Source organism: Schaalia sp. JY-X169 (assembly GCF_014069575.1).
Classification (GTDB): Bacteria; Actinomycetota; Actinomycetes; order Actinomycetales; family Actinomycetaceae; genus Scrofimicrobium.
This window is the reverse complement of the sequence record NZ_CP059675.1, coordinates 538,242-564,406: the sequence shown is the minus strand read 5'-3', so window position 1 is coordinate 564,406 and position 26,165 is coordinate 538,242. Positions and strand designations below refer to the sequence as shown.

Here is a 26,165-nt window from a genome sequence, read left to right as displayed (position 1 = left end):
GGTTACGCCTCCTTGAAAGGGAAACCGAGTTTACGCAAGAGCTCACGCCCCTGCTCATCGGTATCTGCAGACGTAACAATGGTGACGTCCATACCGCGAACACGGTCAATGTTGTCAACGTTGATTTCGTGGAACATGGACTGTTCTGTCAAACCAAAAGTGTAGTTACCATGTCCGTCAAACTGCTTGGGAGACAAGCCGCGGAAGTCGCGAATACGGGGCAGCGAAACCGACAGCAGTCGATCCAGGAACTCCCACATGCGATCGCCACGTAGCGTTACGGATGCACCGATTGCCTGGCCCTCGCGAAGCTTGAACTGGGCAATGGACTTCTTGGCGCGGTTGATGCGCGGCTTCTGACCTGTAATCGCCTGGAGGTCGGCAATAGCACCATCGAGAGCCTTCGCATCTCGAGCTGCTTCGCCCACACCCATGTTGACGACAACCTTTACCGGCTTACCAACCTGCATGACGTTCTCAAGATTGAACTGTTCAATCAGTTCCGCCTTGACCTTGTCCTCGTACTTTTCCTTCAAACGCGGGCTCATGCGTCAAGCTCCTTACCCGGTGTGATGCCACGGCGGCTGCCACCACGGGCAACGCGAACACGGATGGTCTTCTTCTTGCCATCGCGCTCCACGACGTCCTCACGGAACCCGACGCGAACTGGCTTGCCAGTCGAAGGGTCGACGAGGGCGAGCTTTGCCAGGGAAATTGGTGCTTCGCTTGTCACGATGCCCCCCTGATCGCCGGACTGTCCGGGACGGACGTGGCGCGTCTTCAGGTTTACACCTTCGACCAGTGCTGTGCCATTCTCAGGGAAAACCTTGATGACACGACCCTGCTTGCCTTTGTCCCCCGCTGCCAATGGCTCAAGGCCTTCGGCGTCGCGGCGAGCATTGCGCGCATTCATCTTCTTCGAGTCCGATGTACGTCCTCGAACGACCTCTACGAGGTCACCCTTTTTGATCTTCGCGGCCATCAGATTACCTCCGGTGCTAGCGAGACGATGCGCATGAACTTCTTGTCACGCAGTTCACGGCCAACAGGGCCGAAAATGCGCGTGCCACGCGGTTCGCTACCGTCAGCTTTCAAGATAACGGCCGAGTTTTCGTCGAAACGGATGTATGAGCCATCCAACCGACGGGATGGTTTCTTCGTGCGGACTATGACAGCCTTGACGACTTCACCCTTCTTGACGTTGCCGCCTGGGATCGCGTCCTTGACCGAGGCGACAATCGTGTCGCCAATGCCCGCGTAGCGCCGACCCGAGCCGCCCAAAACACGGATGCAAAGAAGTTCCTTTGCGCCCGTGTTATCAGCGACCTTGAGTCGTGACTCCTGCTGGATCATTCCTTATGACTCCTGTCGTCGTGCTGGTTCTCTCTGGCGAGCCAGAGAGCCTGGCCGAACGGATTTGGTTGCTTGGAAATGCTAGTGGAATGTTGGGCCAAAGGAGTGATCCTTTGGCCCAACTCACTACTTCGCCTTTTCCAGGATCTCGACTACGCGCCAGTGCTTTGTCGCTGACAGCGGACGAGTCTCCATGATGCGCACGAGGTCACCCACGCCGCATTCGTTATTTTCATCGTGTGCCTTGACCTTGACGGCCTTGCGAAGCACCTTGCCATACAGCGGGTGCTTAATGCGGTCCTCAAGGACCACCACGACGGTCTTATCCATCTTGTCGCTCGAGACATAGCCTCGGCGCGTCTTGCGCTGATTACGCTCGGGAGCAGTTGAATCTGCCATCTCTTCTAATCCTCGCTACCGGGCGCAGTACGGAAACCAAGTTCACGTTCACGCGCAATCGTGTAAATGCGGGCAATGTTCTTGCGAACTGCCTTCATGCGACCCGAATCCTCAAGACCGCCGACAGCCTGCGAAAAACGCAAGTTGAACAGTTCAGCCTTAGCGCGCTCCAGCTCCTTGCGGAGTGCAGCGTCATCCATTGCATCTAGATCCGCTGTGGTCAATACGTTGTCTGCCATCAGTTCTCCACACCCTCACGGACCACAAAACGGGTCTTAATCGGAAGCTTGTGACGGGCGCGGCGCATAGCCTCACGTGCCAAAGGCTCCGGGACACCACCAAGTTCAAACAGAATGCGTCCGGGCTTAATCGGGGCAACCCACCATTCAGGAGCACCCTTACCCGAACCCATGCGGGTCTCGGCAGGCTTCTTTGTTAGCGGGCGGTCCGGGAACACAGTGATCCAAACCTTGCCGCCACGCTTGATGTGACGCGTCATAGCGATACGAGCTGCCTCGATCTGACGGTTGGTCAGGTAGGCGTGCTCCAGCGCTTGAATGCCGTAGTCACCGAAAGCCAACTCCGTGCCACCCTTGGCCATGCCCTTACGGTTTGGCCGGTGCTGCTTGCGGTACTTTACTCGACGGGGAATCAGCATGTGCTTCAGGCCTCCGTAGCGGTCTCAGCGACAGGTGCCTGCAGATCCGCGTCAGCGGTTGCGGGAGCCTGATCGGCAGCTTCGGTTCCCTGACCACCGGTGCGAGGAGTGCGTCCAGCGCCTCCATCACGCCCGCCACGACGTCCCGGACCACCGCGACGATCTCCGCGGCGTCCTCCGCCACGGTTCGCCTGCTCGGCCTGGGCACGTGCGAACTCGCGTTCGGTCATGTCACCCTTGTAGATCCACACCTTGACGCCAATACGGCCGAATGTGGTACGTGCTTCAAAGAAGCCGTAATCAATGTTTGCGCGCAGCGTCTGCAAGGGCACGCGACCCTCACGGTAGAACTCGCTGCGTGACATTTCTGCGCCACCGAGTCGCCCGGAGCACTGGACACGAATGCCCTTTGCTCCCGCGCGCTGCGCAGACTGCATTGCCTTACGCATTGCCCGGCGGAAGGAGACGCGCGCAGCAAGCTGCTCTGCTACTCCCTGGGCGACCAACTGAGCATCAATCTCGGGGTTCTTGACCTCGAGAATGTTCAGCTGTACCTGCTTGCCCGTGAGCTTCTCCAGGTCCTGACGCAAACGGTCTGCCTCAGCACCACGACGTCCAATGACAATGCCTGGACGTGCAGTGTGCAGGTCAACTCGTACGCGATCCCGCGTGCGCTCGATCTCTACCTTAGAGATGCCAGCACGTTCGAGGCCATCAGAAAGAACCTCGCGGATCTTGACGTCCTCGGCTACATAGTCGCTGTAGCGCTGTCCCTTGGTAGTCGAGTCCGAGAACCACCGCGAACGGTGTTCGGTGGTGATCCCCAGGCGGAAACCAGTGGGGTTTACCTTCTGGCCCATCTAGCGATCCCCTTCCTTCTCGTCTTTAGTTCCAACAACCACGGTGATGTGGCTGGTACGCTTCAGAATCGTTCCTGCACGGCCCTGGGCTCGTGGCTGGAAACGCTTCATAGTCGGACCCTCATCGACATATGTCTCAAGAATCCACAAATCGGCATCCTGTACGTTCTCACCGTTCTTGTCGGCAAGGACCTTCACATTGGCAACTGCCGAGTGAAGAATCTTGTTGACATCACGGGCCACCCGCTGGGGGGCGAACGTAAGCATGTCGGCTGCCTCAAGGAAGGACTTCCCACGGACCTCGTTAACGACCCGTCGTGCCTTCTGGGGCGTGACGCGAACGTAGCGCGCCTTCGCCTTGGCTTCCATCTTCTAGCTCCTTGCTTCCCCAGCGTCTAGCGACGCCGGCCCTTACGGTCGTCCTTCACGTGGCTACGGAAAGTGCGCGTAGGCGCAAACTCGCCGAGCTTGTGGCCAACCATAGATTCGGTGACGTACACCGGCACATGGCGGCGACCGTCGTGAACTGCGAAGGTGAGGCCCAGGAAGTCCGGAGTAATCATCGAGCGGCGCGACCAAGTCTTGATGACCTGCTTCGTCCCCTTCTCAATCTGCTCGTCGACCTTCTTCTGCAAGCTTGGGTCTACGTAGGGACCCTTCTTCAAACTACGTGGCATGTGTCCAGCTCCCTATCAGCGCTTGTTGCCAGTACGACGACGGCGAACAATCTGCTTGTCGCTCGCCTTATTCGGACGCCGAGTACGGCCTTCAGGCTTACCCCATGGGCTGACCGGGTGCCGGCCACCAGAGGTACGTCCCTCGCCACCACCGTGTGGGTGATCGACCGGGTTCATAGCAACACCACGAACCTTGGGACGCTGGCCCTTCCAACGTGCGCGACCAGCCTTGCCGAGGGAAATATTGCCCTGTTCGGCGTTCCCTACGGTGCCGATCGTTGCACGGCAGTCAACATCCACATTGCGGATCTCACCCGAGGGGAGACGCAACTGAGCGAAGCGACCTTCCTTGGCAACCAGCTGAATCGAAGATCCAGCAGACCGAGCCAAACGTGCTCCCTGTCCAGCGTTGAGCTCGACAGCATGGATCACAGTACCGAGTGGAATGTTGCGCATGGGCAGGTTGTTACCCGGCTTGATATCGGCCTTAGGACCGTTCTCAATAACCGTTCCAACCGTCACGCCCTGAGGAGCGATGATGTAACGCTTCTCTCCGTCTGCGTAGTGCAGCAGAGCGATGTTAGCAGTGCGGTTGGGATCGTATTCGATCTGCGCAACACGTGCTGGTACGCCATCTTTGTCATTCCGCTTGAAGTCAATCAAACGGTACGCACGCTTGTGGCCGCCACCGCGGTGGCGGGAAGTGACTCGTCCGTAGGAGTTACGTCCACCAGTCTTCGTGATCGGACGCACCAGAGACTTCTCAGGGTAAGAGCGCGTGATCTCAGAGAAGTCTGAGACGCTCCCGTGGCGACGACCAGGAGTCGTCGGATTATATTTGCGTATAGCCATATTTCTTCTACCCCTGCGCTCTAGATCCCGGACTCACCGAAAATGTCGATGGAACCTTCGCGGACAGTGACGATCGCACGCTTGACGTTCTTGCGACGTCCAAGACCATCACGGCGGCGGAAAGCCTTGCCCTGACGGTTCTGAGTCGCTACCTTCTCAACCTTCACGCCAAAGAGATCTTCGATCGCGTTCTTGATTTCCGTCTTGTTGGCCCTGGGGTCAACTTCAAACGTGTACTTTCCTTCATCCTGGCTCAGTGATGACTTCTCAGTCACGACGGGCTTCAAGATGATGTCACGCGGATTCTTTGTTGCTTCGAGGCTCACTTGTCGTCCTCCTTAGCCTTTTTTGCAGCTTCGGCCTTAGCGGTCTTGGCTTCCTTCTTGGCGTGATCGGCTTCGTAAGACTCCGTGGTCTTGTCGGCCTTCGCTTCCTTCTTCGCCTTGACCTTGGACTCAACGACCTCGTCCTGCGCTTCAGCGATTTCTCGTGCCGCGTGGGCGCGTGCCTTGTTGATGCGCTCGATGTAGGCGGCGAGGGCTGCTTCGGTGAACACAACGCGATCTGAATCAACCACGTCATATGTGTTCAACTGATCCGACCAGACGATGCCTACGCCCTCAATGTTCTTGAAAGAACGTACAGCGACCTCTGCTCCAGCCTGCTCACGATCGATAACGATCAGAACCTTCTTGGCATCTGTAACTGCGCGCAGTGTCGCGATTGCTGCCTTCGTGGAAGGAGTATCAGACGACACAAGGCTTGAGAAGACGATAATCGCGTCGTTACGAGCGCGATCCGACAGTGCAGAGCGCAGAGCGCCCGCAATCATCTTCTTGGGTGTGCGCTGCGAGTAGTCACGCGGCTGTGGTCCGTGGACAACAGCTCCACCCTTCCACTGGGGAGCGCGGATCGAACCCTGACGAGCGCGACCTGTACCCTTCTGACGCCACGGCTTCTTACCGCCGCCGGAAACCTCCGAGCGAGTCTTCGTCGCGTGGGTTCCCTGTCGGGCTGCAGCACGCTGCGCCTCGACGACCTGGTGGATAAGTGGAATGTTCAGAGCAACGTCGAAAATCGACGCCGGGAGAACAACGGTTGCCTTCGTCTTTGCGCCCTCGGCGTCGTAGACAGGAACCTTACGATCTTCACCTACGGTGATGTTCTTCGCCATGCTCAGGCCCCCTTCACAGCGGTACGAACCATGACAACAGCCTTACGAGGGCCGGGAATAGCACCCTTGATCAGCAGGAGGCCACGTTCTGTGTCGACGCCCTGAACAATCAGGTTCTGGACCGTGCGCTTTTCTCCACCCATGCGGCCAGCCATGCGCTGTCCGCGGAAGATGCGACCAGGAGTCGCACAAGCACCGATTGAACCGGGCTTGCGGTGGATCTTGTGAGCGCCGTGTGATGCTGGGCCACCTGCAAAGCCGTGACGCTTCATCACACCTGCGAAGCCCTTGCCCTTGGTGTTGCCAGAAACATCAACCTTCTGGCCCACTTCAAAGGTGTCGGCTGCAAGTTCCGAGCCAACCGCAAAATCTGCGGCTGCGGCTGTGCGGAACTCCGCGAGGTGGCGCTTGGGTGTAACCCCGGCCTTTTCAAAGTGGCCAAGCAGAGGCTTGGTCACGCGACGAGGATCAATATCCTCAAAGCCAATTTGGACGGCAGAGTAGCCGTCGTTCTCTTCGGTACGCACCTGAGTAACGACGTTCTTGCCAACCTGCACAACCGTCAGGGGGACAACTTTTCCGTCCTCGTCCCAGACCTGGGTCATGCCGAGCTTGCGGCCGAGTAGGGCCGCAGTCTTGGTGTCAGTAGTCATTCCGATGTCCTCAGAGTTTAATCTCGATGTTCACGTCCGCCGGCAGGTCGAGACGCATAAGCGAATCAACGGCCTTGGGCGTGGGATCAATGATGTCGATGAGCCGCTTATGCGTGCGCATCTCGAACTGCTCGCGGCTGTCCTTGTCCTTGTGCGGCGACCGAATAACGACAAACACGTTCTTCTCGGTCGGAAGCGGCACCGGGCCCACGACAGTGGCACCAGCACGCTGCACAGTATCTACAATCTTGCGCGCAGAGCTATCGATGACCTCGTGGTCATACGACTTCAGCCGGATGCGGATTTTTTGTGCCGCCATGCCGTCTACCTCTTCTCGTACAGATTCGTCACCGGCCCCCGCATTCGGGCGTGTCTGCGATGAGACGCACACCGTTGCGGCTTCCAGATCGGCTCTGGTTGGGCCTATGTCTTGTCAAAAGAACTACGGCTCCGGGGTCCGCTAGTGCCGACTTGTTCTCCCACGTCTTGAACCCTGTCGGAATCGGAACTCAGCGAACTGAGCCCCGACCTGCTTCCACTTTGGAAACTAGGGCTGTGGGGTATTCCCGTCGGCCAGGCTCTGGTGCCCGGGCCTTACCTTTCTGCAAGTACAAACTGAAGAAGGAGGAACCGAAAAGTGCCTCAACCTTCAGCGTCTACCGCGTCCAGGACCACCCCGCTTGCGCAGGGCAGCTTGCATAGTTTGGCATGCCTTGGCCCCCAACGCCAACTCCCTGGGACGAGATACACACCACCCCGTCGGCATCTTCGGCTCCAATGCTCACGTTTCGGGCGTGTCGCGGCCCCAAAACACGGCTGATTACAAACTATGCCACATTCGTACGCTGCGATGATGAGACCGACATCGCAGTCCTCACCGCGGTCGCAATGGTGCCCTCTGCAACAACCCGTCGCCCCTTGTAGACCACCAGGGACTGGCCGGGCGCGACCCCACGGATCGGCTCCGCCAGCTTAACGACCAAGTGTTCGAGGGCGTCGCCGTCGTGCCCCGATTCGATCTGCAGAGCAGAAACCACCGTTGGTGTGCCGTGAGCTCGAATCTGCACCGTGAAGACGTTCTCAGGGACGTCTCTCAGGGCCCTTGTCCCCATTGCTGTACCAAACGCTTCCTGCGCGTCCTCGTCCACAACGAGGTCTTCCGGAGCTGACTGCCAAACCAGGTTCCTGGTCGCGATCGTGTTCACGGAAAGTAGAGTCGACTCGCCTACCACTACGGTATTGGTTGCAGGTTCGGTCGCCAATACGTACCTTGGTTTTCCTGATGTCGAGGGCGTCCCAATGCGCAGGCCCTTTCTCTGCCCGATCGTGTACTTGTAATACCCGGAATGCTCACCGAGCACCGTGCCGTCTTCATCGACAATCTGCCCGGGCGCCGAGCCGAGGTGGCGCTCAAGGAATCCGCCCGTGTCACCGTCGGGAATGAAGCAAATATCGTACGAATCAGGTTTGTTGGAAACCCCAAGACCACGGATTTCCGCCTGCTCACGGACCCATGCCTTCGAGGGCGCATCGCCCAGTGGAAGTAGAACATGCGATAGCTCGTCGCGGCCCATCACCGCCAGAACGTAACTCTGGTCCTTCAACTCATCATCGCCGCGATGAAGTTCGCAACCATCTGGTCCATGGACCATCTTCGCGTAGTGACCCGTGCAAACCGCATCGAAACCTAGGGCTCGACCGCGATCCAGCAACTCTTTGAACTTCACGAACTCATTACAACGAACGCAGGGGTTCGGTGTGTGCCCCGCTCGGTACTCCGCCAAGAAGTCGTCAATGACAGTCTCCTCGAACTGCTCTGAAAGGTCCCAAACATAGAAGGGAACCCCGAGGATCTCCGCAGCTCGCGCCGCATCCTGGGAGTCCTCTAGGGAACAGCAGCCCCGGGATCCGACCCGGCAGGCTTGCGGTTCACTAGACAACGCCATGTGCACGGCTGTGACATCATGACCGGCGTCGACCGCAAGCGCCGCTGCAACAGCTGAATCAACGCCGCCCGACAGTGCCGCAAGAACTCTCATTTTGGGACCCCCTGACCTTCCATCTCCCCACCCTTTCGGCGAAATGACCGGGAGCTACCTCGCAGGTCATACTGGTCCATCCGTTGCGCTTGCTCAAGAGCGTGGGGCAAAGCTGCGAGGAATCTGTCAATCTCTTCTTCTGAAGTTGTGGCACTCATTGACACTCTGAGAACCCCGAGGGCGGAGTGTTCATCACGCCCCATGTGGAGGAGGACGGAAGAGGGTCTGGTAACGCCTGCGTGGCACGCGGAACCGGCTGAAACGTGGATGCCCTGGCGGTCCATCTCTAGCAGGATGACCTCGGGGTGGGCAGTCGGGAGGCTGAGGTGAACTATCGACTCAACGGCTCCGGCAGTCGTTGTCAGCGCAACTTGCTCGGGAAGTCCCCCCAGAAGTTTGGCGCGCATTTTGGCTGTCACACGTCGACGCTCACCGAGTTCACCCACTGCTTCCTGTGCTGCGACGCTAAGAGCAACCGCGTCGGCAACATCCGGGGTTCCTGAGCGAATCCCTCGTTCGTGGCCACCTCCGGGCCGATCGGACTTGAGCGCTACACCTCTCTTTACAAGCAGTGCGCCGGTTCCCACTGGCGCCCCAAATTTGTGACCGCCAATCGTCATGAGGTCAAGGCCGAGAGCAGAGAAAGACACAGGAAGGTTACCGATTGCCTGCGTCGCATCGGAGTGTACGTACGCACCCGGTGCAAGTCTGCGGCAGATCTGTGTGAACTCCTCAAGTGGCTGGATCACTCCTGTCTCGGAGCAAACCATTGCCAGCGAACCAAGGGCAACCTCACGCCCGGCAGTACGAGACGCCAGGGCGTCCTCGTCCAGGTCGATGACTCCGTCATCTTGCAACGGGATCATCAGGTCAGTAATGCCGTTCGCGCGCAGGGGCACGCGTTGCTCAAGAACTGCCGGGTGTTCCACACCTGAAAGTAGCCACGCCCACTCTGATTCGGGGAGCTTCGCTCTGCGGCCCAGTGCAGCACCTGTCACTCCCAGAGCGGCTGACTCTGTTGCACCGGAAGTGAAGACCACTTCGGCACGTTCGGCTCCAAGCGCCTCTGCGAGCCGCTCCCGTGCCTGCTCCAACAGCAACCGTGCCCCTCGTCCACCAGCGTGGAGCGACGAGGGGTTTCCCGGTCGAGCCGAGAGTTCATCAACGGTCTCAAGCCAGGCCCGCTTCGCGGACGCTCGCATGGGGGTGGTTGCTGCGTGGTCTAGATAGACGGGACCGAGTGGGGGTTTGTCGGGAGTTTTCCTCAACTTGGTGGCGTCCCTAGCTTTGCGCCGAAAGGATTTCCAGAGCCTGGGGCACGACCTCACTTACGTCCCCCACAACCGTGAAATCTGCGAGTTCAATTATGGGAGCATCCGGGTCATCAACGACCGCGACGATAATCTGTGATCCCAGCATCCCACACGTGTGATGGACCGCTCCGGAGACGCCGAGACCCACAAACAGTTTGGGAGCAACTGTCACCCCAGTCTGGCCAATCTGAGCCGCTCGCGGGACCCATCCTTCGTCACAGGCTACGCGAGTGGCTCCAACTGCCCCTCCGAGGGCATCTGCCAGATTCTCAACCAAGGTGAAATCGCCATTCGTGCCGCGCCCTCCCGCAACAACCACATCCGCATCGGTCAACGAGACACGCGATCCTTTCGGTTCGACCACGTGAGAAATAACCTCGACCTGCAGTGCGCCCGAGGAGAGTCGGGGTGCGAGCGAGACGATCTTTCCTTCGCCCGCTGGTCCCTCTTTGTCCCCAAACCCCGGCCTAACTGCCAGAACAGGGGCACCCTGCGTGGTGTGGAAGGATGTCTCCCACGCGCCACCAAGGGCCGCTTTCTGTGCAAAGAGTTCAGATCCGCTCACCCAAACACGGGTGACGTCGACGGCTCCGCCCGCTTGAAATGCGGTTGCCAGCATAGCTGTCACAGCGCGACCAAGGTAGGTGGTAACCGTCAGCACAGCACCAACATCACCCAGGTTTTCTACGGCTGAGCGCGCGGTGTCAGCGATTGCAGCTGGAACCAGGGGTGAGTAGCCGCCAGATTCGGGCACATAGATGACGTCAGCCCCGCCAAGGCGAAGCCCGTCCTCGTCAATGTCCTGCGCCACGCTGAGAGCGGCAACGGTGCCGGTTGTTAGAGTTCGGGCGAAATGGAGGACTTTCACCGACGCTAAGGACAGGGTTGGTTCGTCAATGGTCTTCTCATTCTCAACAACGACCAGTATGGGCTTGTCAATCCGTTCCATGTCGACTGTCCTCCCTACTTCTCAATCTTGTCTGCGAGGAACGCAGCCAACGCGCTGCCGCCCTCGCCGGAATCTGTGATGACCACGCCCTCTTCGCGCTGAACGGGGGTCGCCGCGACCACCTCAATCGCGCTGATGGGCAGGGACTCAAGTTCGCTAGCAGGACCCGCCCAATCCCAACCTTCCCAGATGTCAAGGGGCTTGGCCCGAGCTGCACGAAGGTCCTTGAATGACGGATAGCGGGGCTCGTTGACCTGGTCGGTCACGGAAACCACGACGGGGGTACGTGCCTTCAGCGTGTCCAGTGAGCCATCAACCCTGCGCTCGACGGTGACGGTGCTGGGAGCATCGGCAGCAATCTCAACGGAATGGGCAATGTCGAGCAGCGGCCAGTTCAAGTATGTTGCTAAAGCGGGTGCAAGCATTGAGGTCATTCCATCGAGGCTCGCCATTCCCGTAAGCACCAGGTCAACCGGCCCTTCGTCCCCGATCACTTCGATCGCCCGAGCAAGGATTCTGGCGGTTCCAACGGCATCTGCCCCCGCAAGTGAATCATCGCTAATGAGGACACCACGGTCCGCTCCCATCTGCAGGGCTCTCACCAGTGCGTCCTCGGAGTCTGCCGGTCCCATTGTTAGCGCAACCACTTCACCGCCCAGATCTTCGACAATCGAAACGGCTGCCTCAATGGCGTGTTCGTCCAGTTCATTGAGGACATCATCCTCACCGCGTACCAAACGCCCCTGTTCTATTCGCCTGTCCGAGTCAGCATCTGGGACATGTTTTACACATACAACGATTCTCATGAGAATAGTCTGCCATGCACATTTGGACGCTTGTTGGTGAGATCGCGCTCTGAAAGTCAGAAGATGGTGCAAGCTTGGGGTATGAAGAGCCATGCCTTGGAGTGGTGGCGGAGCGCAATGGACCGGGGGGAACAACGTGACAAGCCCTAATGCAACGCGGCCCAATGAAACCGTACTTCTCCCCTCGCCCACGCCCGTTCCTCGAGTGAGCCCCAACCCTGACCGGATTGGGGTTTGGGTGTGCCCTGACGGGGGTGTGGATATCTCAGTGGTTGCAGCACATGCGACCGCAGTCGACTTCTGTGTGGTGTCGGGAGAGGGAAGCGGAAGAAGAGAACAACGCTGGGCCCTTCACGGACCTGACAGAGGCCTGTGGCACGGACACCTCGATGGCATTAGCGAGGGCGCAACCTATGGGTTCCGAGCCTTCGGCCCGTGGGACCCCGATGCGGGGCTCTACTACAACCCTTCAAAGTTCCTTATGGATCCGTATGCGCGCGCCATCTCAGGCACCCCTGAACTGAGCGCGGCTCTGCACGCCCACCATGTCGACCACGAAATGTACCCGACGACATATCCTCTCGCACAGTCGAACCTCAACTCCGCCCTGTTCGCCCCCGTGTCCGTGGTGATTGGCAATGGCTTCGCTATCGCACCACGCCCTCGTATCAGCCCCGATCACACGGTCCTCTACGAGTTGCACGTTAAGGGTTTCACCAAGAATCTCCCCGGCGTACCGGAGGAACTCAGGGGCACTTATGCGGGTCTCGCCCACCCAGCAACAATCGAGTACATCAAATCCCTCGGCGTGACGACACTCGAGCTTCTCCCTGTCCACGCGAAGATGGATGAACCCTTCCTCACGGAACGTGGGCTAACAAACTACTGGGGATACTCGACGATGTCGTTCTTTGCCCCGGAACCATCGTTTGCGACCCGGTCCTCACGGGCGCAAGGACCCCGGGCCGTTGTTGACGAGTTCCGCGGCATGGTTTCTATCCTGCATGGCGCCGGGATAGAGGTCATCCTGGATGTTGTCTACAACCACACGTGCGAGGGCGGAGACACTGGACCGACTGTATGTTGGCGCGGGCTCGACTCTCTCCTGTACTACCGCCGCGTCCTCGACCGTCCTCGCTACATGATTGATGACACCGGGTGTGGCAACACGTTGAACTTTTCGGAAGAACGCGTCGTGCAGATGACCCTGGACTCCCTGCGCTACTGGGTTGAATCGATGGGTGTTGACGGGTTCCGTTTTGATCTCGCCACAACTCTTGGTCGCCTAGACACGGGGTACACCGACTTCCATCCCTTCCTGGTTGCAGCGGCTCAAGACCCCGTCCTACGTGACGTCAAGCTGATTGCGGAGCCTTGGGATCTTGGCCTCGGCGGCTGGCAAACCGGGCATTTCCCGATACCGTTCGGGGAGTGGAACGATCGCTATCGGGACTCGATTCGCAAGTTCTGGCTGACGGACTTCCAACAGCAGTCCGCTGGACGGCAGGTGTCCGGTCCCAATGATCTGGCTACTCGCCTATCCGGATCTGCAGACATGTTCGGATGGCAACCGGGCGCGAAGCGTGGCCCGCTGGCTTCCGTCAACTTCCTGACGGCACACGACGGATTTACCCTGGCCGACCTCACCTCCTACGACCATAAGCACAACATGGCGAACCTGGAGAACAACCAGGATGGCACTAACAACAATCACTCCTGGAACCACGGCGTTGAAGGAACGTCCGCAGCGTCTGCTATGAACCCGGACCTAACCGATCCGACCGGTGTTGTTGAGGAGCTTTCATACGCACGTGAAAGGTCACGTCGCAATCTGCTGACAACTCTGCTGGTGTCGGCAGGCACGCCGATGATCACGGCCGGGGATGAGTTCGGCCGTACGCAATATGGAAACAACAATGCATACTGTCAGGACTCCCCGATCTCCTGGGTGGACTGGGAAATGGATGAGAGCCAGGAGGACCTGCTCTCCTGGGTGCGGTACATACTTGAGCTCCGCGCAGCACACCCCGTGCTACGACCCACGTCGTTTGCAAGTGGACAGATCCCCGACGGCGACACGCTGCCTGACGTTTCCTGGTTCACCCGGAAAGGTTCGCCCATGAGCGCCGACGGATGGTCGGAGCCCAAGAACCGCGTCTTCCAAATGCGCCGATCAGGACGAATGCTCGACGATGTGGATGCCCTCGTTGTGATCAACGGGACTCTGAACCCAACAAAGATTACGCTGCCGGAGAGCCACGGGAACCCCTGGGTCCTGGTGGCTGACACGTCTTGGCCCACGCAACGTGAGGGCGGGATTGACTCGGCCGCTTTGGCTCTGGCCCAAGGCGAGCAGGCTGCGGCGGGTGGAAGCTACACCATGGAGCCACAGTCGTTGGCGGTGTACTTCGCGGCAAGTCGCTAGCGCAGGCGACGGTTCCTCCCGGCCAGACAGAGCCGGTTAGGCCTTACGGAGCCGACTCGGCCCCGCCCGTTGGGTCGTGCCCCTCATTCGCGAGTCCTTGATGATTACTCTTCCACGTGCGTGAAGCGCCCTCGTTCTATCCCTTGACTGAACCTGCGGCCAAGCCCGACTGCCAGACCCTTGACCAGTGGGGAGATCTCCGGAGTATATAGGTAGAGCCAGACCATCGCCGCGACAATGCCGGGGATTGCGTATGGGAGGAAGTTGCCCAGGCGGAATATTGCAACCCGCTTAATGATCAATGCATCGATGAGCAGCGCTAGGACCAGCGCCATAATGATCATCACTGGGATCTGGAAGAGCGCATAGAGGACGACCCGTCCGATGCCATCCCAAAAGCGCTCGTTTGTGATGACGTACTTGTAGTTCTCTAGTCCGACGAAGGAATCAACGAGGTCGCCACCGCCGAAGGCCCCACCCCCAGCAGGGACCTTGCGTGTGAATGACTGCTTGATCGCGACCCCAATAGGGATCAGGAATACCAGGATAAAAGCAAGCGTAAAGGGGGCAACAAAAGCCCACCCTGCGCGTGCTTGACGACGAGAGACTGCCTTTGAACCGGCTTTCCCGCGCTTTCCACTACTTCGAGGTCCACCCAGAGGTTTATCCTTCGGGCTTAGCGCCGGGTCAGCCAGCGTAACTGTGTCTGGTGTTGACATCTCGCTCCATCGCGTCTTCTCTTACCGCTTCATACTCGTGAACGAGGGCGACCTTTCAGAGAAGGCCGCCCCCAATCACCATCATTCAGGCTACTTCGATGCTTCTATTCGGCAACCGGGAGGTTTCCGTCAGTCAGCGCCTTGATTGACGCATCCTGTGCAGCAGTGAAGACATCTGCTACCGTTCCGGAACCGGATCCGGCTGCAGCCGCGGCCTCAACCATGGACGGGCCAACTGCCGAGAAGAACGGCATGTAGGCGAAGTCTGCGGAGAGGTTCGCATTTGCGGTTGCTAGCTCAGCGAAGACATCCTGGCCACCGTAGAACGCAGAAATGTTCTCCGGGGTGGTCATCTCACCCTTGGCGGCAGCTGTTGCAGCCGCGGTCTGGAACTCTTCGATAGTGGTCGGAACTTCAATGCCTAGCTCTTCGAATGCAGCCTTGTTGTAGAAGTAGACAAGGGGCCCGGTGTCCTGCGGGAGACCAACAATGGTCTCACCGACCTTCATCATGTTGAATGCGCCAGAGTAGTTCGACTCGTACTGGGTTGCGTACTCCGTGACGTCCTCGGTCAGACCCTTAACAAAGAGCTCCGGGACCTCTGAGTAGCCGAGCTGCGCGAGGCAAGGTCCGGCACCAGCGTTGATGTCGGTCTCAACCTTCTTGATCATTTCCTGAGCCGCACCATCGAACTTGGTGGCGGTGACATGAATGTTGGGGTTCTCGGTGTTCCAGCGGTCAACGATGTCGTTGACCTTGGTCATACCTTCACCATCGGGTAAGAACTCATCTAACAAAACCTACTCGTAGACAGGACTGTTGTGACCGACGCGAAGCAAGAGAACAGAGCCCCCGCGGGGCGCCTGACCCTACCGATTGAAACAGGCATCGACGACGAGATTCACGCTCTTATGGAGAGACTCCAGGTCGATGCTGTGCGCAACTCAGACGGCACGGAGCTCCCCGACTGGGTGAGCGATGGTTTTGCCAAGGTCTATTCGACATACTTCCCTGCTCGAGGCGACGAAGAATGGGCAGTATCTGTGCCGGAGCAGCGCGTACGCCAGTTCCTCATGTCCCGCCCGGTTACGGCGACCTCGAACGAAGCCCTGTCGATCAACGTCATGGAGGGCTACCTCAGTGCCCAGTTCACACCTGATTTGGTAGCGGATAGGGAGCACTACTGGCAGGTGATTGATCGGACGACGGGAGAAACACTACCGACAAGTGCCTGGACGGTCACTGCAGCACCACCTCTTCCCATGGAGGCGGGCGCGGACGTAGTGGGAGACTATCCCGATGATGCCGGATCGGCGATTGTCGTCATCGACTGCCCTGCGCCCTTCCACATCTACACGGTGGATTTTCTGGCGAAACAGATCTGGGACAGCACCCAGACATACAACTACATCACGAATCACTGGGCAGATGACCCCACGCGACGCAAGGACCGCACGTACGATGTCGCGTATCCCGAGACTTGGAACCACGTCAAAGGGGCCCTGGGCACCTGGCTGGATGCTCACCCCGAAGTGGATGTCGTGCGGTTCACGACCTTCTTCTATCACTTCACCTTGGCATTTGATGACCACGCCCGTGAGAAGTACGTCGACTGGTTCGGCTACTCCGCTGCCGTCTCGATCCCGGCGTTGGAAGAGTTCGCTGTAGAGCACGGCTGGCGAATGACGCCGGAAGACTTCATCGATGCCGGCCACTACAACACACCTCTTCGTGTTCCCAGTAACCAGTTCAAAGCATGGGTCGACTTCACTTCGCGCCGCGTATCTCAGAAAGCTGCCGAGCTGGTGGCAATCACGCATGATGAGGGACGCGAAGCCATCATGTTCCTTGGCGACAACTGGATCGGAACCGAACCCTATGGACCATATTTCCCCGCCATCAATCTGGACGCAGTTGTCGGGTCAGTTGGTTCGGCCGCAACTTGCAGAATGATCTCGGACATTCCCGGCGTGCGCTACACCGAGGGCCGATTCCTCCCCTACTTCTTCCCCGACGTGTTCAACCCAGAAGGTGATCCGATCGGCGAGGCCGTTGTGAGCTGGGCGCAAGCACGTCGTGCCATCGTCCGCAAACCCGGTTGTGGCCGTCCTCAACTCTTGGGGCGCGTTGCGGACCTGGCAAACCTACATGGTCGCGCACGCACTGTGGTACAAGCAGATCTACAGCTACGTCGGAGTTATCGAGTCTCTGGCTGGACTTCCTCTTGACGTCCGCTTTATTTCGTTCGAGGACGTCTGCTCAACGCAGGGAAGCATCCTCAATGATGTCGATGTCATCATCAACGCTGGCGCGCGAGACACTGCCTTCTCCGGTGGAAAGGAATGGAATAACCCCGAACTGCAGAGACTTGTCCGCGAGTTTGTGTGGAACGGAGGCGGCTTCGTCGGGATTGGTGCCCCAACCGGTGTCACCCCTGAGTCTGGTCCCGCAATCATTCTGGACGACGTGCTCGGAGTTGACATGGAGATCCACTGGACTCTGTCATCCACGCGCCATCCTGAAAGCCCAGTCCAGGGCCACTTCATCCTTGAAGACCTCCACGGCGACCTCGACACCGGGGAAGATCCCGGTGACATGATCGCGACGGGTCCAAATGTGCAGGTTTTGGCCGAGGCCGAAGGCTCTGTGAAGTTGGCTGTCAACAGCTATGGGCAGGGTCGGGCCGTCTACATTGGCGGACTGCCCTACTCGGCTGAGAACTCGCGCCTGCTCATGAGGGCATTGACGTGGGCGGCGAACGCTGAAGATCAGTGGCGAGATGTTCTAGTTACCACGAATCCCGAGGTCGAGGTTGCGTGGTACCCGAACGTGAGCCGCGCATTTGTCTACAACAACTCTGCGGACGAACAATCCACCGCAGTGGTCGGACCTGGCGGGTTCAAGAGTGATGTCACGCTGGATGGCTACGGGAGCGCTTGGTTGGACGCCTAGCCACTTGGAGCACCCCAAATGTATACGTGGGGGCGAAGTGTGCGCTTGGGGTAAGGCCCCGAGACGCGTGTTTCGCCCCCACGTATACATTTCACGAGAAGTGGGCGGGTCACCGTGGAGGCAGGGCCGCCGGGTCACCGCGGAGGCAGGGCCGGCGGGTCGCCCGCATCGGGGCTGGCAGGCCGGCCGGCCGGTCGCCCACTACACCCTGTGTGCCGACTCCGCCGGTTCCGTCAGAAGGGTCGAAGCCCGTTCTGAGTGCTCGGGAAACTCCTCAAGGTATGCACGGAGCCAGTTCGCCGCGAAGGCCTCTGCTTCATCCGTGCGTACCAACGCCCAGACAGACCCGCCAAACCCCGCCCCAAACCCAGATGAACCAACCGCTCCTAGCTCACGGGCAAGCCTCTGCAGCGCATTGGTCTCAGCGACCTGGTTACCCAAATTGGCATCCGCGTTCTCATGCGACACCTGGGCGGCTTGGCCAAATCCCTCAACATCGCCATTTCGCAGTGCTTCAACCGCGCTGGGGATGGCCTGTTCCATCTCTACTAAGTAGGCGTTCAGTCTGGCCAACAGTAGCGGGTCTTGCTGTGCCCAGAGAAGCATCTTCTCCCGAGCGCCCTCCTCAGCGAGCACTTCAGCCAGGGTGTTTGCCGAGCCACCGCTCTTGGAGCTCCACAACTCCGCCAGCCTGCGAACCTGTAGTGAGGCATTGTTGTATGCCTGCAGTGCCGCGCCGGTCTTCTCAGCAAGCACCCCTGACACAGCAATGACAAAGGTCCATCCGTCCGGAAGTGACACCGCTCCCTCCGCAACTGTGGGGGCAAACCGGAAGATACCCAATTGTCCAGAATGACAGTTGAGCATTGCCGCGTGGTCCTGGGAACCACCAAATGTTCCAACCCCCCGCGCACCGGGAAGCGCTTTGAATCCGAGGCCGTTTTCAATGGTTGCAAGGTACGCCGCCATGTCGACCCTGTCCAGAATGTTCTCACTCCATGAAGGGTTGTTCCACAGGTCGTTGTGGTCAGCAAGAGCCAGAGCGACAGAAACCACCAGTGCGGAAGAAGAGCTCATTCCCGAGGCTAAGGGCAGGGTTGAATCAACCTCAATGACCACCGGCTTCAATGCCCCGAAGTTTAGGGTCAATCGATCGATCGTTGCCTGCACGTAGTTGCCCCAGTGCCCTGTAGGCAGCTCGGAGGGTTCCCCCGCCACCAACTGAACGTCACCCTCGGCAGCCGTTGATCTTGCGGTGACTGTGCCGGGGAGGGCTCCGTCGGGAGCATCCGTCGCCTATGCTGTTACGCCCTGCTCAGAAGCAATCAGCAGTGACCGTCCACCAGCGTAGTCAGTGTGCTTGCCGAAGACTTCGACGCGTCCGGGCACGAACCAGCTCACAGAACTACTTCCAGTTCATTGAGCGCGTCTGCAACGGAAGCAATGTCGTCACGGTTCGACATGTCGAGGACGCCCTCTGCCAGTGGAACCACGGTGAAAGGATCCCCGTCAGCGATTGCCTGCCTGACGGCATCCTGCAACTCATACTCTCCCCTGGTGGAGAGTGGTACCTGCTTCGCAGCCGCAAAGATCGCGGGTGTAAAACGCCACAGGTTCATCGAAACCACGGCCTCGTCCCCCAGCCGAGCAATGGTCTGCGCATCAGGCTTCTCAACGATCTCTTCCATATTGCCATCAGCGTCTGCAACCACGAAGGCAAAGGCACCCACCCGGTCCGCGGCAATGTTAGATTTCTCAATCAACGCCTCGGGATCAAACCCGATCAAACCGGAGCCATCAAGTTCGTGGAGCGCGCGGTATGCATCAACGGGGTAGTAGTTGTCGGAGTTGAGCACGACCACAGCGTCCTCGCCCGCAAACTCCTCAGCAGCCAGCACAGCATTGGCCGTACCAAGGGGCTCCTCTTGGATCGCATACGAGATCTTCACGCGGGACTTGGGAATGGAATCGTAATAGTCGCGAATCATGTCATGTTCGGGGCCGATGACAAGGCAAATATCGTCATATCCCGCGTCTGCGAGGCCGCTGATCACGTAGTCGAGGAAAGGCCGCCCAAAGGAGATCATTGCCTTGACTCCCTGGTCTGCTGCCGCAGACTGTTCTTTCGTCAAGGATGCTTCATCCGACTCTCGGCGCATACGCGACCCTAGTCCACGGGCAAGGATAACGGCTTTGTTTGGCTTGGAACTATCGCTCATTCTGACTCCGTATGCAGTAGCAACTGTTGTTCATTCGCGCCATTGACGCGTGTTTAGTCTAGCGAGGGTTCGCCCTCCTTGATGGCTTCGCAGCTTTGAGTATGCGAGAGCCAAGATAGAATCGTGGCCATGTCAAATACACAGGAGCAAGAAATCGCTATCCCGGAGGGCGACAGTCAGGTCAGCACCGCCTCCGTTCGCAAAGCAGTTGAGCGTTCTAAGGAGATTGAGCGGGAAATCGACCTCGACCCAAGGCGATTTCGCGTTCTTACAGGTGACCGACCCACGGGAAAACTGCACCTTGGCCACTACTTCGGGACACTGAAGGGGCGCGTTGAGCTGCAAAATCGCGGCGTCGAGACGTGGATCCTGATTGCCGACTACCAGGTGATCACGGACCGTGACGGCGTCGGACCAATCCGGGAACGCGTCCTCGGCTTGATGGCAGACTACCTGGCGGCTGGAATTGACCCCGAGAAATCGACAATTTTCGCACACTCTGCGGTTCCGGCCCTCAACCAACTGATGATTCCATTTCTCTCCCTGGTAACAGAGTCGGAACTGCACCGGAACCCCACCGTCAAAGCGGAGCTGCAGGCCACCGGAGGGCGAGCGATGTCAGGGTTGCTCCTCACCTATCCCGTCCACCAGGCGGCGGACATCCTCTTCTGCAAAGCGAACCTGGTCCCAGTTGGGCAGGATCAGTTGCCCCACATCGAACTAACCCGCCAGATCGCAAGCCGCTTTGATCGTCGCTATGGCCGCGACAGTGCCGGCAACCCGGTTTTCCGCCGCCCCGATGCGCTTCTCTCGAAGGCTCCAGCCATTCTTGGAACCGACGGCACGAAGATGAGCAAGTCACGTGGGAACACCATTGAGCTGGGGATGAGCGCCGATGAGACCGCCAAGATCCTCAAGAAGGCAAAGACTGACTCAGATCGGGTAATCACGTACGACCCCATTGCGCGACCCGAGGTTTCAAACCTTCTGCTGCTGGCATCCATGGCTTCTGATGAAGAACCCGAAGCAATCGCCGAGCGAATCGGTGACGGTGGAGGCGGCGTTCTGAAGGCTACGGTCACGGAAGCGATCAATGAGCACCTTGCCCCGCTACGCGCACGGCGTGCGGAGCTGGAAGCTGATCCGGGCTATCTCCTGTCCGTTCTCGAAGCAGGAATCACGCAGGCGAATGAAACAGCCAACGCGACCCTGCTTCAGGCACGTGAAGCCATGGGGATGGTCTACTGACCAAAGCTCGTGGTGGTGTGCGCCGCGACCACGGTGGATTCGGCGTTTGCAACCAGTCCAAGCTCTGCATCCGAGGCCGTAAGTTTGCTGTGAGGAACAATCCTCACAGCAAACCCAACCGCACCTGAAACTGCCAGCTTCTCGGTGGCGGCGAACCTGTAGGCATCATTCTCGCCGCCATTCACTGGCATTAGCTCAATGATCTGGCCGCTCACGATAGAGTCGTCTCCCCCTACCCTACCGAGGACCATTTGTACCTGAACGTCGCTTGGGGAGAGCCCGCCAAGAGCAACCCGCGTAGCGACTTCGACGTTGTCGCCCAGCTGCACCACGTCGGGGAGTTTGGCCTCCACATACTCCACGTGCACTTTGGGCCACGCGGCCCGAACTCTCTTCTTCCATGCAGCCAGCTCACGTGCGTTCTTGTACGGTGAGACATCCAGCATCCGCGAGGCGGCAGCAATGGGCGTGTAAAGCTGCTGCACGTAGTCCTGCACCATCCGCGTCGCCTGGACCTTCGGCCCCAAAGTCGCCAGTGTATGGCGAATCATTTCAACCCAGCGGCGCGGTGTTCCCTGGTCGTCTCTCTCATAGAATCTGGGGGCAATCGTGTTTTCTATGAGGTCGTAGAGGGCGGCGGCTTCGATCTGGTCACGACGCGCTGGGTCATCCACCCCATCCGCAGTTGGTATTGCCCACCCATTGGAGCCGTCGTACATCTCATCCCACCAGCCATCGAGAATCGACAGGTTCAACGCTCCATTAAGAGCACATTTCATCCCTGATGTTCCGGATGCCTCAAGCGGTCGCAACGGGTTGTTGAGCCAAACATCGCATCCTGGGACAAGTAAGTGCGCCAAACCCATGTCGTAGTTGGGGAGGAACGCAATCCGCTCACGCACCCTTGGGTCATCCGAAAACTGCACCAGACGTTGGATCAGAGAGACGCCCTGTTCATCATCGGGGTGCGACTTCCCGGCAATAACCAGCTGGATAGGCCTGTCCGGATCTGTCAGCAGACGAACAAGCCTCTCGGGGTCCGACAGCATCAATGTCAGGCGCTTGTATGTTGGCACTCGGCGCGCAAACCCGATTGTTAGAACATCAGGATCCAAGATCGTATCAGCCCACCCGATCTCAGCCGGTGATGCTCCACGCTCCAGCCAGGACTCCTTCATTCGCTGGCGCGCAGACTCCACAAGGTTGACCCGTAGCTCGCGACGCTTCGCCCAGATAACTCCTGATGGCACCCCTCCCTGCTCACTGGTTCGTAGCCAGAACTCTCCGTCTGCGTCTTGCAACGGCGTCATGTACTCCAGAGCCATCGATTGGAACCGAGGATCGCGCCAGGTTGGGCCGTGCACCCCGTTGGTTATGGAAGTGATCGGCACGTCGGCCACATCGAAACCTGGCCACAGCTGCTGGAACATTCCGCGGGAGACCTGGCCATGAAGTTGCGCCACACCATTGGCCATGCGCGCCATGCGCAGACCGAGAACGGCCATGTTGAAAACGTGTGGGTTTCCGCCCTCGTACGACTCCTTACCCAACGTCAGAACATCTTCCACCTCTACTCCAGGCAGCGGTATTGCTGCTAAGTACGGGCGGACAACGTTCTTATCAAATCGATCGATACCTGCTGGGACAGGGGTGTGTGTCGTGAACAGGGTGCCAGAGCGGACTGCCTCCACTGCGGACTTGAAGTCCATCGTTGAGTCAGTCTCGAGGATTTCCCGCAACCGCTCAACAGAGAGGAACCCGGCATGCCCCTCGTTGCAGTGGTAAACCTGGGGCCGCGGCGAGCCCGTTATGCGCTCAAATGCTCGCAGTGCCCTGATCCCACCCATGCCAAGGAGTAGTTCTTGCTCAAGGCGATGCTCCGCTGATCCCCCGTAGAGGCGGTCGGTTACCTGACGGGAGATCTCATCGTTCTTAGGGATGTTGGAATCCAAGAGGAGCAGCGGTACTCGGCCCACATCGGCGATCCACACCTGAGCATTGAGAACTCGTCCTCCAGGAAGAGGCAGTGACACCAGCGTCGGTGTCCCATCTGCTTCCCTAAGCAGTGTCAGTGGGAGATTGTTGGGGTCCAGTAGAGGGTACGTTTCCCTCTGCCATCCGTCCCTTGTCAGAGACTGCCTGAAGTATCCGGCACCGTAGAGCAATCCCACACCGATGATTGGTACACCCAGGTCCGAGGCCGACTTGAGGTGGTCACCTGCGAGGATACCCAGGCCGCCCGAGTACTGTGGCATAACCTCCGTGAGCCCGAACTCCGCGGAAAAGTACGCTATCGCCTCCGGCTTGTCCTCGTTATCGAATGCCTCTTGGTACCACTTGGCTGCGGTCATGTACTCGCGCAGCTCCTCGTCGAGCTGCTGTGCTTCCAAGACTACGCCGGCATCTGCCGCCAACTGTTGGAAACGCTCCGGCGTGATCTCCCCGAGGAGTGCCACCGGATCGTGGTTCACTCTCTCCCATGCATCAGGCGCCAGAGAGGCGAAAAACTCAACGGTCGGATAGTGCCAGCACCATCGCAGGTTCCGTGCCAGGCCGTCAAGGATACTCAGTTCCGGCGGAAGAACCGTGCGGACTGTAAATCTACGTATAGCTTTCACAGGGCAAGCTTATGTCACACGACACACTTTCTTGCCAGCCTGTGAAAGATTCTTCGGGCACAACAGATCTCAAGGCCATAACGTCACCCATGAACTTGGTCTGGTCATTGCCCCACACTCGGTAAGCTGTGTGTGTGAAAACGAATGATCCGCGCCTTCTCAGCCGTATACCTGCCATCGAAGTCTTTCCGGTAGTTGCCGATGCGACCCTCCCCGCAAAAGCAACCGAAGGTGAAGCGTTCCCTGTCCGCGCGACTGTCTTTAGGGAGGGCCACGACCAGTTCGGTGCCGAGGTCGTCCTCGTAACTCCGGACCGCAAAGAATACTCTCGTACCCGCATGTACCTGATTGCTCCGGGAGTTGATTGTCTTGAAGCGTGGGTTATGCCCGACGCTCCTGGAGACTGGTCGTTCAGGATTGACACGTGGTCTGATCCGTGGGCAACTTGGAAGCACGATGCATCGATAAAGATCCGAGCCGGTGTTGATGCGGATCTCATGTGCGAAGAGGGCGCGCGCGTGCTGGAGCGGGCGGTTCGCGGAGACTACCGGAGGGCCCAGCGTCCCCCAAGTGTTCCCGCCTACCGCAAGGTCAAGCCGGATAGCGACGCTGGAAAGCAGATGCTCTTGGCAATCGAGACACTTCGCGATACTTCGATCTCCCCGACGACACGGTTCGCCGCTGCAGTCTCATCCCGACTCGAGGCAGCAATGGCGGCTTACCCGCTGCGAGACTTCATCGAATGCACCGTGAAGTACCCACTGCGTGTTGATCGTAGGGCCGCACTGTACGGATCCTGGTACGAAGTGTTCCCTCGCTCCTTCGGCGCAGTTCAAGCCGAGGACGGAACCTGGAAGTCAGGAACGCTCAATGCGCTAACCGCAAGCGTCAAGAACATCGCCTCCATGGGCTTCACAGTCCTCTACCTCACCCCAGTCCACCCCATCGGCACCACGTTCCGCAAGGGTCGTAACAATGCCCTGGATGCTCACCCGGGAGACCCGGGATCGCCATATGGGATTGGTTCGCCAGATGGAGGCCATGATGCCCTTCACGCGGACTTGGGGACGTTCAAAGATTTCGACAGGCTGGTAAAAGAGGCCGCAAAGCAGGGCATGGAAGTCGCCCTCGACCTAGCGTTGCAGGCGTCGCCTGATCATCCCTGGGTCACGGAGCACCCCGAATGGTTCACCACCCGCGCCGACGGCACCATTGCCTACGCTGAGAACCCACCTAAGAAGTATCAGGACATCTACCCTCTCAACTTCGACAATGATCCTGAGGGCATCTATCAGGCCATTGTCGACGTAGTGGAAGTGTGGATCAGCCACGGTGTGCGGATATTCCGCGTCGATAATCCCCATACCAAGCCGATCCCGTTCTGGCAGCGCTTCCTCAACTACATGCACAGAACGCACCCCGACGTCCTCTTCCTAGCGGAGGCCTTCACGCGTCCCGCGATGATGAGAACCCTGGGAATGGTGGGGTTCCAGCAGTCCTACACGTACTTCACCTGGCGGGAGTCAAAGCAGGAGCTAATCGATTACTTCGAGGAGGTCGCGAAAGACACCGCGTATGTTATGCGACCCGCGTTCTGGCCTACCACTCACGATATCCTCACGAACCAGATGACCACCGGCGGCACCTCAATCTTTGCGATTCGGGCAATTCTGGCTGCTACCGGCTCACCGACCTGGGGAATCTACTCGGGCTATGAACTGGTTGAGAATGTGCAGCGGCCTGGCTTTGAAGAGCAGATCGACAATGAGAAGTATGAGTATCGTGTCCGCCCTTGGGACGCCATTGAGCAGGCCGGGATCACTGGCCTTCTGAAGCAGTTGAACTCTGCGCGTGCGAGCCACCCGGCCTTGCAGCAGCTGCACCAAATCACGTTCCACCACACCACTAATGAGAACGTCCTCTGCTATTCAAAGCACGTCCCCGCCCGTTTCTCCCCGACTGGCAAAGACGACACCGTGATCGTTGTGGTGAGTTTGGATCCCCACAACGAGGTCGAATCAACGATCTACATTGACAGAGATGCCCTGCTGGAGCCGGAAACAAGGACCCGCCTTGGCGCGATGGACGGCCATGAGGACAGAGGCGCACCTGTGGCACTGGAACTGGTTGATGAACTCGACGGGGCAACCTATCAGTGGGGCCGGGAGAACTACGTTCGACTGTCTCCGTGGACGCGTACTGGGCACGTCTTTTCTGTGCGTGCCATCAGCACTCTAGAATAGGTTCACGC

28 protein-coding genes and 1 pseudogene are annotated in these 26,165 nt (G+C 58.7%); 5 read left to right on the top strand and 24 right to left on the bottom strand.

All coding sequences use genetic code 11. From position 1 onward, the window contains the following. Window positions 1–2: 2 nt before the first annotated feature. The 18 genes and pseudogenes from rplE to H2O65_RS02400 form a co-directional block, all read right to left on the bottom strand. On the bottom strand, window positions 3–548 hold the full coding sequence (gene rplE / locus H2O65_RS02485; protein WP_182142033.1) for a 50S ribosomal protein L5: 546 nt from the start codon (window positions 546–548) through the stop codon (window positions 3–5). Further along, window positions 545–982 (bottom strand): 50S ribosomal protein L24, encoded by a 438-nt coding sequence (gene rplX / locus H2O65_RS02480; protein ID WP_182142032.1) that lies wholly within the window; start codon window positions 980–982, stop codon window positions 545–547. Before rplX ends, rplE begins: the two co-directional genes overlap by 4 nt. Continuing rightward, window positions 982–1,353, bottom strand: a complete 372-nt coding sequence (rplN, locus tag H2O65_RS02475) for a 50S ribosomal protein L14 (protein WP_182142031.1) — start codon at window positions 1,351–1,353, stop codon at window positions 982–984. The genes rplX and rplN overlap by 1 nt, the downstream gene beginning before the upstream one ends. 126 nt (window positions 1,354–1,479) lie before the next feature. Further along, entirely contained in the window at window positions 1,480–1,752 is a 273-nt protein-coding gene (gene rpsQ, locus H2O65_RS02470; RefSeq protein ID WP_182142030.1) for a 30S ribosomal protein S17, read from the bottom strand. A gap of 5 nt (window positions 1,753–1,757) precedes the next feature. Further along, window positions 1,758–1,991, bottom strand: coding sequence for a 50S ribosomal protein L29 (gene rpmC, locus H2O65_RS02465; protein ID WP_099331611.1), 234 nt, complete (start codon window positions 1,989–1,991; stop codon window positions 1,758–1,760). Next, the gene (gene rplP, locus H2O65_RS02460; protein ID WP_182142029.1) at window positions 1,991–2,410 is read right to left on the bottom strand and encodes a 50S ribosomal protein L16; all 420 of its coding nucleotides are present in this window, start codon (window positions 2,408–2,410) and stop codon (window positions 1,991–1,993) included. Before rplP ends, rpmC begins: the two co-directional genes overlap by 1 nt. Before the next feature lie 5 nt (window positions 2,411–2,415). After that, window positions 2,416–3,270 carry a 30S ribosomal protein S3 gene (gene rpsC / locus H2O65_RS02455; protein WP_182142028.1) on the bottom strand — a complete coding sequence of 285 codons (855 nt, stop codon included), beginning with the start codon at window positions 3,268–3,270 and terminating at the stop codon, window positions 2,416–2,418. After that, window positions 3,271–3,639: a 50S ribosomal protein L22 gene (gene rplV, locus H2O65_RS02450; protein WP_182142027.1), complete on the bottom strand. Its 369-nt coding sequence runs from the start codon at window positions 3,637–3,639 to the stop codon at window positions 3,271–3,273. A gap of 26 nt (window positions 3,640–3,665) precedes the next feature. Beyond that, a complete protein-coding gene (gene rpsS / locus H2O65_RS02445; RefSeq protein WP_182142026.1) occupies window positions 3,666–3,947 on the bottom strand; it encodes a 30S ribosomal protein S19 in 282 nt (93 codons plus the stop codon). Window positions 3,948–3,962: 15 nt separating this feature from the next. Further along, window positions 3,963–4,799 carry a 50S ribosomal protein L2 gene (gene rplB, locus H2O65_RS02440; protein WP_182142025.1) on the bottom strand — a complete coding sequence of 279 codons (837 nt, stop codon included), beginning with the start codon at window positions 4,797–4,799 and terminating at the stop codon, window positions 3,963–3,965. 20 nt (window positions 4,800–4,819) lie between these two features. Beyond that, window positions 4,820–5,125 carry a 50S ribosomal protein L23 gene (gene rplW, locus H2O65_RS02435; protein ID WP_182142024.1) on the bottom strand — a complete coding sequence of 102 codons (306 nt, stop codon included), beginning with the start codon at window positions 5,123–5,125 and terminating at the stop codon, window positions 4,820–4,822. Between the two features lie 197 nt (window positions 5,126–5,322). Further along, window positions 5,323–5,973: pseudogene (rplD, locus tag H2O65_RS02430) on the bottom strand (50S ribosomal protein L4); the annotation flags it as partial. A 2-nt stretch (window positions 5,974–5,975) separates the two neighbouring features. After that, window positions 5,976–6,626: a 50S ribosomal protein L3 gene (gene rplC / locus H2O65_RS02425; RefSeq protein WP_182142022.1), complete on the bottom strand. Its 651-nt coding sequence runs from the start codon at window positions 6,624–6,626 to the stop codon at window positions 5,976–5,978. A gap of 10 nt (window positions 6,627–6,636) precedes the next feature. Beyond that, a complete protein-coding gene (gene rpsJ, locus H2O65_RS02420; protein ID WP_182142021.1) occupies window positions 6,637–6,945 on the bottom strand; it encodes a 30S ribosomal protein S10 in 309 nt (102 codons plus the stop codon). Between the two features lie 508 nt (window positions 6,946–7,453). After that, window positions 7,454–8,665: a tRNA 2-thiouridine(34) synthase MnmA gene (gene mnmA, locus H2O65_RS02415; RefSeq protein WP_182142020.1), complete on the bottom strand. Its 1,212-nt coding sequence runs from the start codon at window positions 8,663–8,665 to the stop codon at window positions 7,454–7,456. After that, window positions 8,662–9,933, bottom strand: a complete 1,272-nt coding sequence (locus H2O65_RS02410; RefSeq protein WP_259349560.1) for a cysteine desulfurase family protein — start codon at window positions 9,931–9,933, stop codon at window positions 8,662–8,664. The genes mnmA and H2O65_RS02410 overlap by 4 nt, the downstream gene beginning before the upstream one ends. A gap of 13 nt (window positions 9,934–9,946) precedes the next feature. Beyond that, complete coding sequence (locus H2O65_RS02405; protein WP_182142019.1) at window positions 9,947–10,927, bottom strand: electron transfer flavoprotein subunit alpha/FixB family protein; 981 nt, start codon at window positions 10,925–10,927, stop codon at window positions 9,947–9,949. Between the two features lie 14 nt (window positions 10,928–10,941). Continuing rightward, window positions 10,942–11,733, bottom strand: a complete 792-nt coding sequence (locus H2O65_RS02400; protein ID WP_182142018.1) for an electron transfer flavoprotein subunit beta/FixA family protein — start codon at window positions 11,731–11,733, stop codon at window positions 10,942–10,944. A gap of 136 nt (window positions 11,734–11,869) precedes the next feature. Here H2O65_RS02400 and glgX point away from each other — a divergent pair, with 136 nt between their 5' ends. Then, window positions 11,870–14,158 carry a glycogen debranching protein GlgX gene (gene glgX, locus H2O65_RS02395; protein WP_310649236.1) on the top strand — a complete coding sequence of 763 codons (2,289 nt, stop codon included), beginning with the start codon at window positions 11,870–11,872 and terminating at the stop codon, window positions 14,156–14,158. A gap of 104 nt (window positions 14,159–14,262) precedes the next feature. Here glgX and H2O65_RS02390 read toward each other — a convergent pair whose 3' ends face one another. Together H2O65_RS02390 and H2O65_RS02385 are read right to left on the bottom strand one after the other, a co-directional pair. Further along, the gene (locus H2O65_RS02390) at window positions 14,263–14,877 is read right to left on the bottom strand and encodes a carbohydrate ABC transporter permease (protein ID WP_182142016.1); all 615 of its coding nucleotides are present in this window, start codon (window positions 14,875–14,877) and stop codon (window positions 14,263–14,265) included. Between the two features lie 104 nt (window positions 14,878–14,981). Continuing rightward, entirely contained in the window at window positions 14,982–15,641 is a 660-nt protein-coding gene (locus tag H2O65_RS02385; protein WP_182142015.1) for an ABC transporter substrate-binding protein, read from the bottom strand. Between the two features lie 57 nt (window positions 15,642–15,698). On the opposite strand from H2O65_RS02385, the gene H2O65_RS10550 reads away from it, so the two are divergent. Both H2O65_RS10550 and H2O65_RS10545 read left to right on the top strand, forming a co-directional pair. Continuing rightward, window positions 15,699–17,105, top strand: a complete 1,407-nt coding sequence (locus H2O65_RS10550; protein ID WP_310649235.1) for a 1,3-beta-galactosyl-N-acetylhexosamine phosphorylase N-terminal domain-containing protein — start codon at window positions 15,699–15,701, stop codon at window positions 17,103–17,105. Next, complete coding sequence (locus tag H2O65_RS10545) at window positions 17,026–17,829, top strand: lacto-N-biose phosphorylase central domain-containing protein (RefSeq protein ID WP_310649234.1); 804 nt, start codon at window positions 17,026–17,028, stop codon at window positions 17,827–17,829. Before H2O65_RS10550 ends, H2O65_RS10545 begins: the two co-directional genes overlap by 80 nt. A gap of 201 nt (window positions 17,830–18,030) precedes the next feature. On the opposite strand, the gene H2O65_RS02375 is transcribed toward H2O65_RS10545, so the two are convergent. From H2O65_RS02375 to H2O65_RS02370, 3 genes are all read right to left on the bottom strand, one after another. Then, window positions 18,031–18,978 carry a galactokinase gene (locus H2O65_RS02375; protein ID WP_220458773.1) on the bottom strand — a complete coding sequence of 316 codons (948 nt, stop codon included), beginning with the start codon at window positions 18,976–18,978 and terminating at the stop codon, window positions 18,031–18,033. 147 nt (window positions 18,979–19,125) lie between these two features. Then, complete coding sequence (locus H2O65_RS10345; RefSeq protein ID WP_220458772.1) at window positions 19,126–19,230, bottom strand: galactokinase family protein; 105 nt, start codon at window positions 19,228–19,230, stop codon at window positions 19,126–19,128. Next, on the bottom strand, window positions 19,227–20,048 hold the full coding sequence (locus tag H2O65_RS02370) for a nucleotidyltransferase family protein (protein WP_182142014.1): 822 nt from the start codon (window positions 20,046–20,048) through the stop codon (window positions 19,227–19,229). The genes H2O65_RS10345 and H2O65_RS02370 overlap by 4 nt, the downstream gene beginning before the upstream one ends. A gap of 129 nt (window positions 20,049–20,177) precedes the next feature. Here H2O65_RS02370 and trpS point away from each other — a divergent pair, with 129 nt between their 5' ends. Beyond that, window positions 20,178–21,296 carry a tryptophan--tRNA ligase gene (trpS, locus tag H2O65_RS02365; protein ID WP_182142013.1) on the top strand — a complete coding sequence of 373 codons (1,119 nt, stop codon included), beginning with the start codon at window positions 20,178–20,180 and terminating at the stop codon, window positions 21,294–21,296. Here the strand turns inward: trpS and glgP are convergent. Further along, the gene (gene glgP / locus H2O65_RS02360; protein ID WP_182142012.1) at window positions 21,290–23,914 is read right to left on the bottom strand and encodes an alpha-glucan family phosphorylase; all 2,625 of its coding nucleotides are present in this window, start codon (window positions 23,912–23,914) and stop codon (window positions 21,290–21,292) included. The two genes, trpS and glgP, sit on opposite strands and share 7 nt — an antisense overlap. A gap of 134 nt (window positions 23,915–24,048) precedes the next feature. On the opposite strand from glgP, the gene H2O65_RS02355 reads away from it, so the two are divergent. Further along, a complete protein-coding gene (locus H2O65_RS02355; RefSeq protein ID WP_182142011.1) occupies window positions 24,049–26,157 on the top strand; it encodes a maltotransferase domain-containing protein in 2,109 nt (702 codons plus the stop codon). Window positions 26,158–26,165: the final 8 nt, after the last annotated feature.

What these genes read in the sequence shown, in the direction of transcription:
- rplE (WP_182142033.1), bottom strand. Translation starts at nt 548, where the DNA reads ATGAGCCCGCGTTTGAAGGAAAAGTACGAGGACAAGGTCAAGGCGGAA.
- rplX (WP_182142032.1), bottom strand. Translation starts at nt 982, where the DNA reads ATGGCCGCGAAGATCAAAAAGGGTGACCTCGTAGAGGTCGTTCGAGGA.
- rplN (WP_182142031.1), bottom strand. Translation starts at nt 1,353, where the DNA reads ATGATCCAGCAGGAGTCACGACTCAAGGTCGCTGATAACACGGGCGCA.
- rpsQ (WP_182142030.1), bottom strand. Translation starts at nt 1,752, where the DNA reads ATGGCAGATTCAACTGCTCCCGAGCGTAATCAGCGCAAGACGCGCCGA.
- rpmC (WP_099331611.1), bottom strand. Translation starts at nt 1,991, where the DNA reads ATGGCAGACAACGTATTGACCACAGCGGATCTAGATGCAATGGATGAC.
- rplP (WP_182142029.1), bottom strand. Translation starts at nt 2,410, where the DNA reads ATGCTGATTCCCCGTCGAGTAAAGTACCGCAAGCAGCACCGGCCAAAC.
- rpsC (WP_182142028.1), bottom strand. Translation starts at nt 3,270, where the DNA reads ATGGGCCAGAAGGTAAACCCCACTGGTTTCCGCCTGGGGATCACCACC.
- rplV (WP_182142027.1), bottom strand. Translation starts at nt 3,639, where the DNA reads ATGGAAGCCAAGGCGAAGGCGCGCTACGTTCGCGTCACGCCCCAGAAG.
- rpsS (WP_182142026.1), bottom strand. Translation starts at nt 3,947, where the DNA reads ATGCCACGTAGTTTGAAGAAGGGTCCCTACGTAGACCCAAGCTTGCAG.
- rplB (WP_182142025.1), bottom strand. Translation starts at nt 4,799, where the DNA reads ATGGCTATACGCAAATATAATCCGACGACTCCTGGTCGTCGCCACGGG.
- rplC (WP_182142022.1), bottom strand. Translation starts at nt 6,626, where the DNA reads ATGACTACTGACACCAAGACTGCGGCCCTACTCGGCCGCAAGCTCGGC.
- rpsJ (WP_182142021.1), bottom strand. Translation starts at nt 6,945, where the DNA reads ATGGCGGCACAAAAAATCCGCATCCGGCTGAAGTCGTATGACCACGAG.
- mnmA (WP_182142020.1), bottom strand. Translation starts at nt 8,665, where the DNA reads ATGAGAGTTCTTGCGGCACTGTCGGGCGGCGTTGATTCAGCTGTTGCA.
- H2O65_RS02405 (WP_182142019.1), bottom strand. Translation starts at nt 10,927, where the DNA reads ATGGAACGGATTGACAAGCCCATACTGGTCGTTGTTGAGAATGAGAAG.
- H2O65_RS02400 (WP_182142018.1), bottom strand. Translation starts at nt 11,733, where the DNA reads ATGAGAATCGTTGTATGTGTAAAACATGTCCCAGATGCTGACTCGGAC.
- H2O65_RS02390 (WP_182142016.1), bottom strand. Translation starts at nt 14,877, where the DNA reads ATGTCAACACCAGACACAGTTACGCTGGCTGACCCGGCGCTAAGCCCG.
- H2O65_RS02385 (WP_182142015.1), bottom strand. Translation starts at nt 15,641, where the DNA reads ATGACCAAGGTCAACGACATCGTTGACCGCTGGAACACCGAGAACCCC.
- H2O65_RS10545 (WP_310649234.1), top strand. Translation starts at nt 17,026, where the DNA reads ATGGTCGCGCACGCACTGTGGTACAAGCAGATCTACAGCTACGTCGGA.
- H2O65_RS02370 (WP_182142014.1), bottom strand. Translation starts at nt 20,048, where the DNA reads ATGAGCGATAGTTCCAAGCCAAACAAAGCCGTTATCCTTGCCCGTGGA.
- trpS (WP_182142013.1), top strand. Translation starts at nt 20,178, where the DNA reads ATGTCAAATACACAGGAGCAAGAAATCGCTATCCCGGAGGGCGACAGT.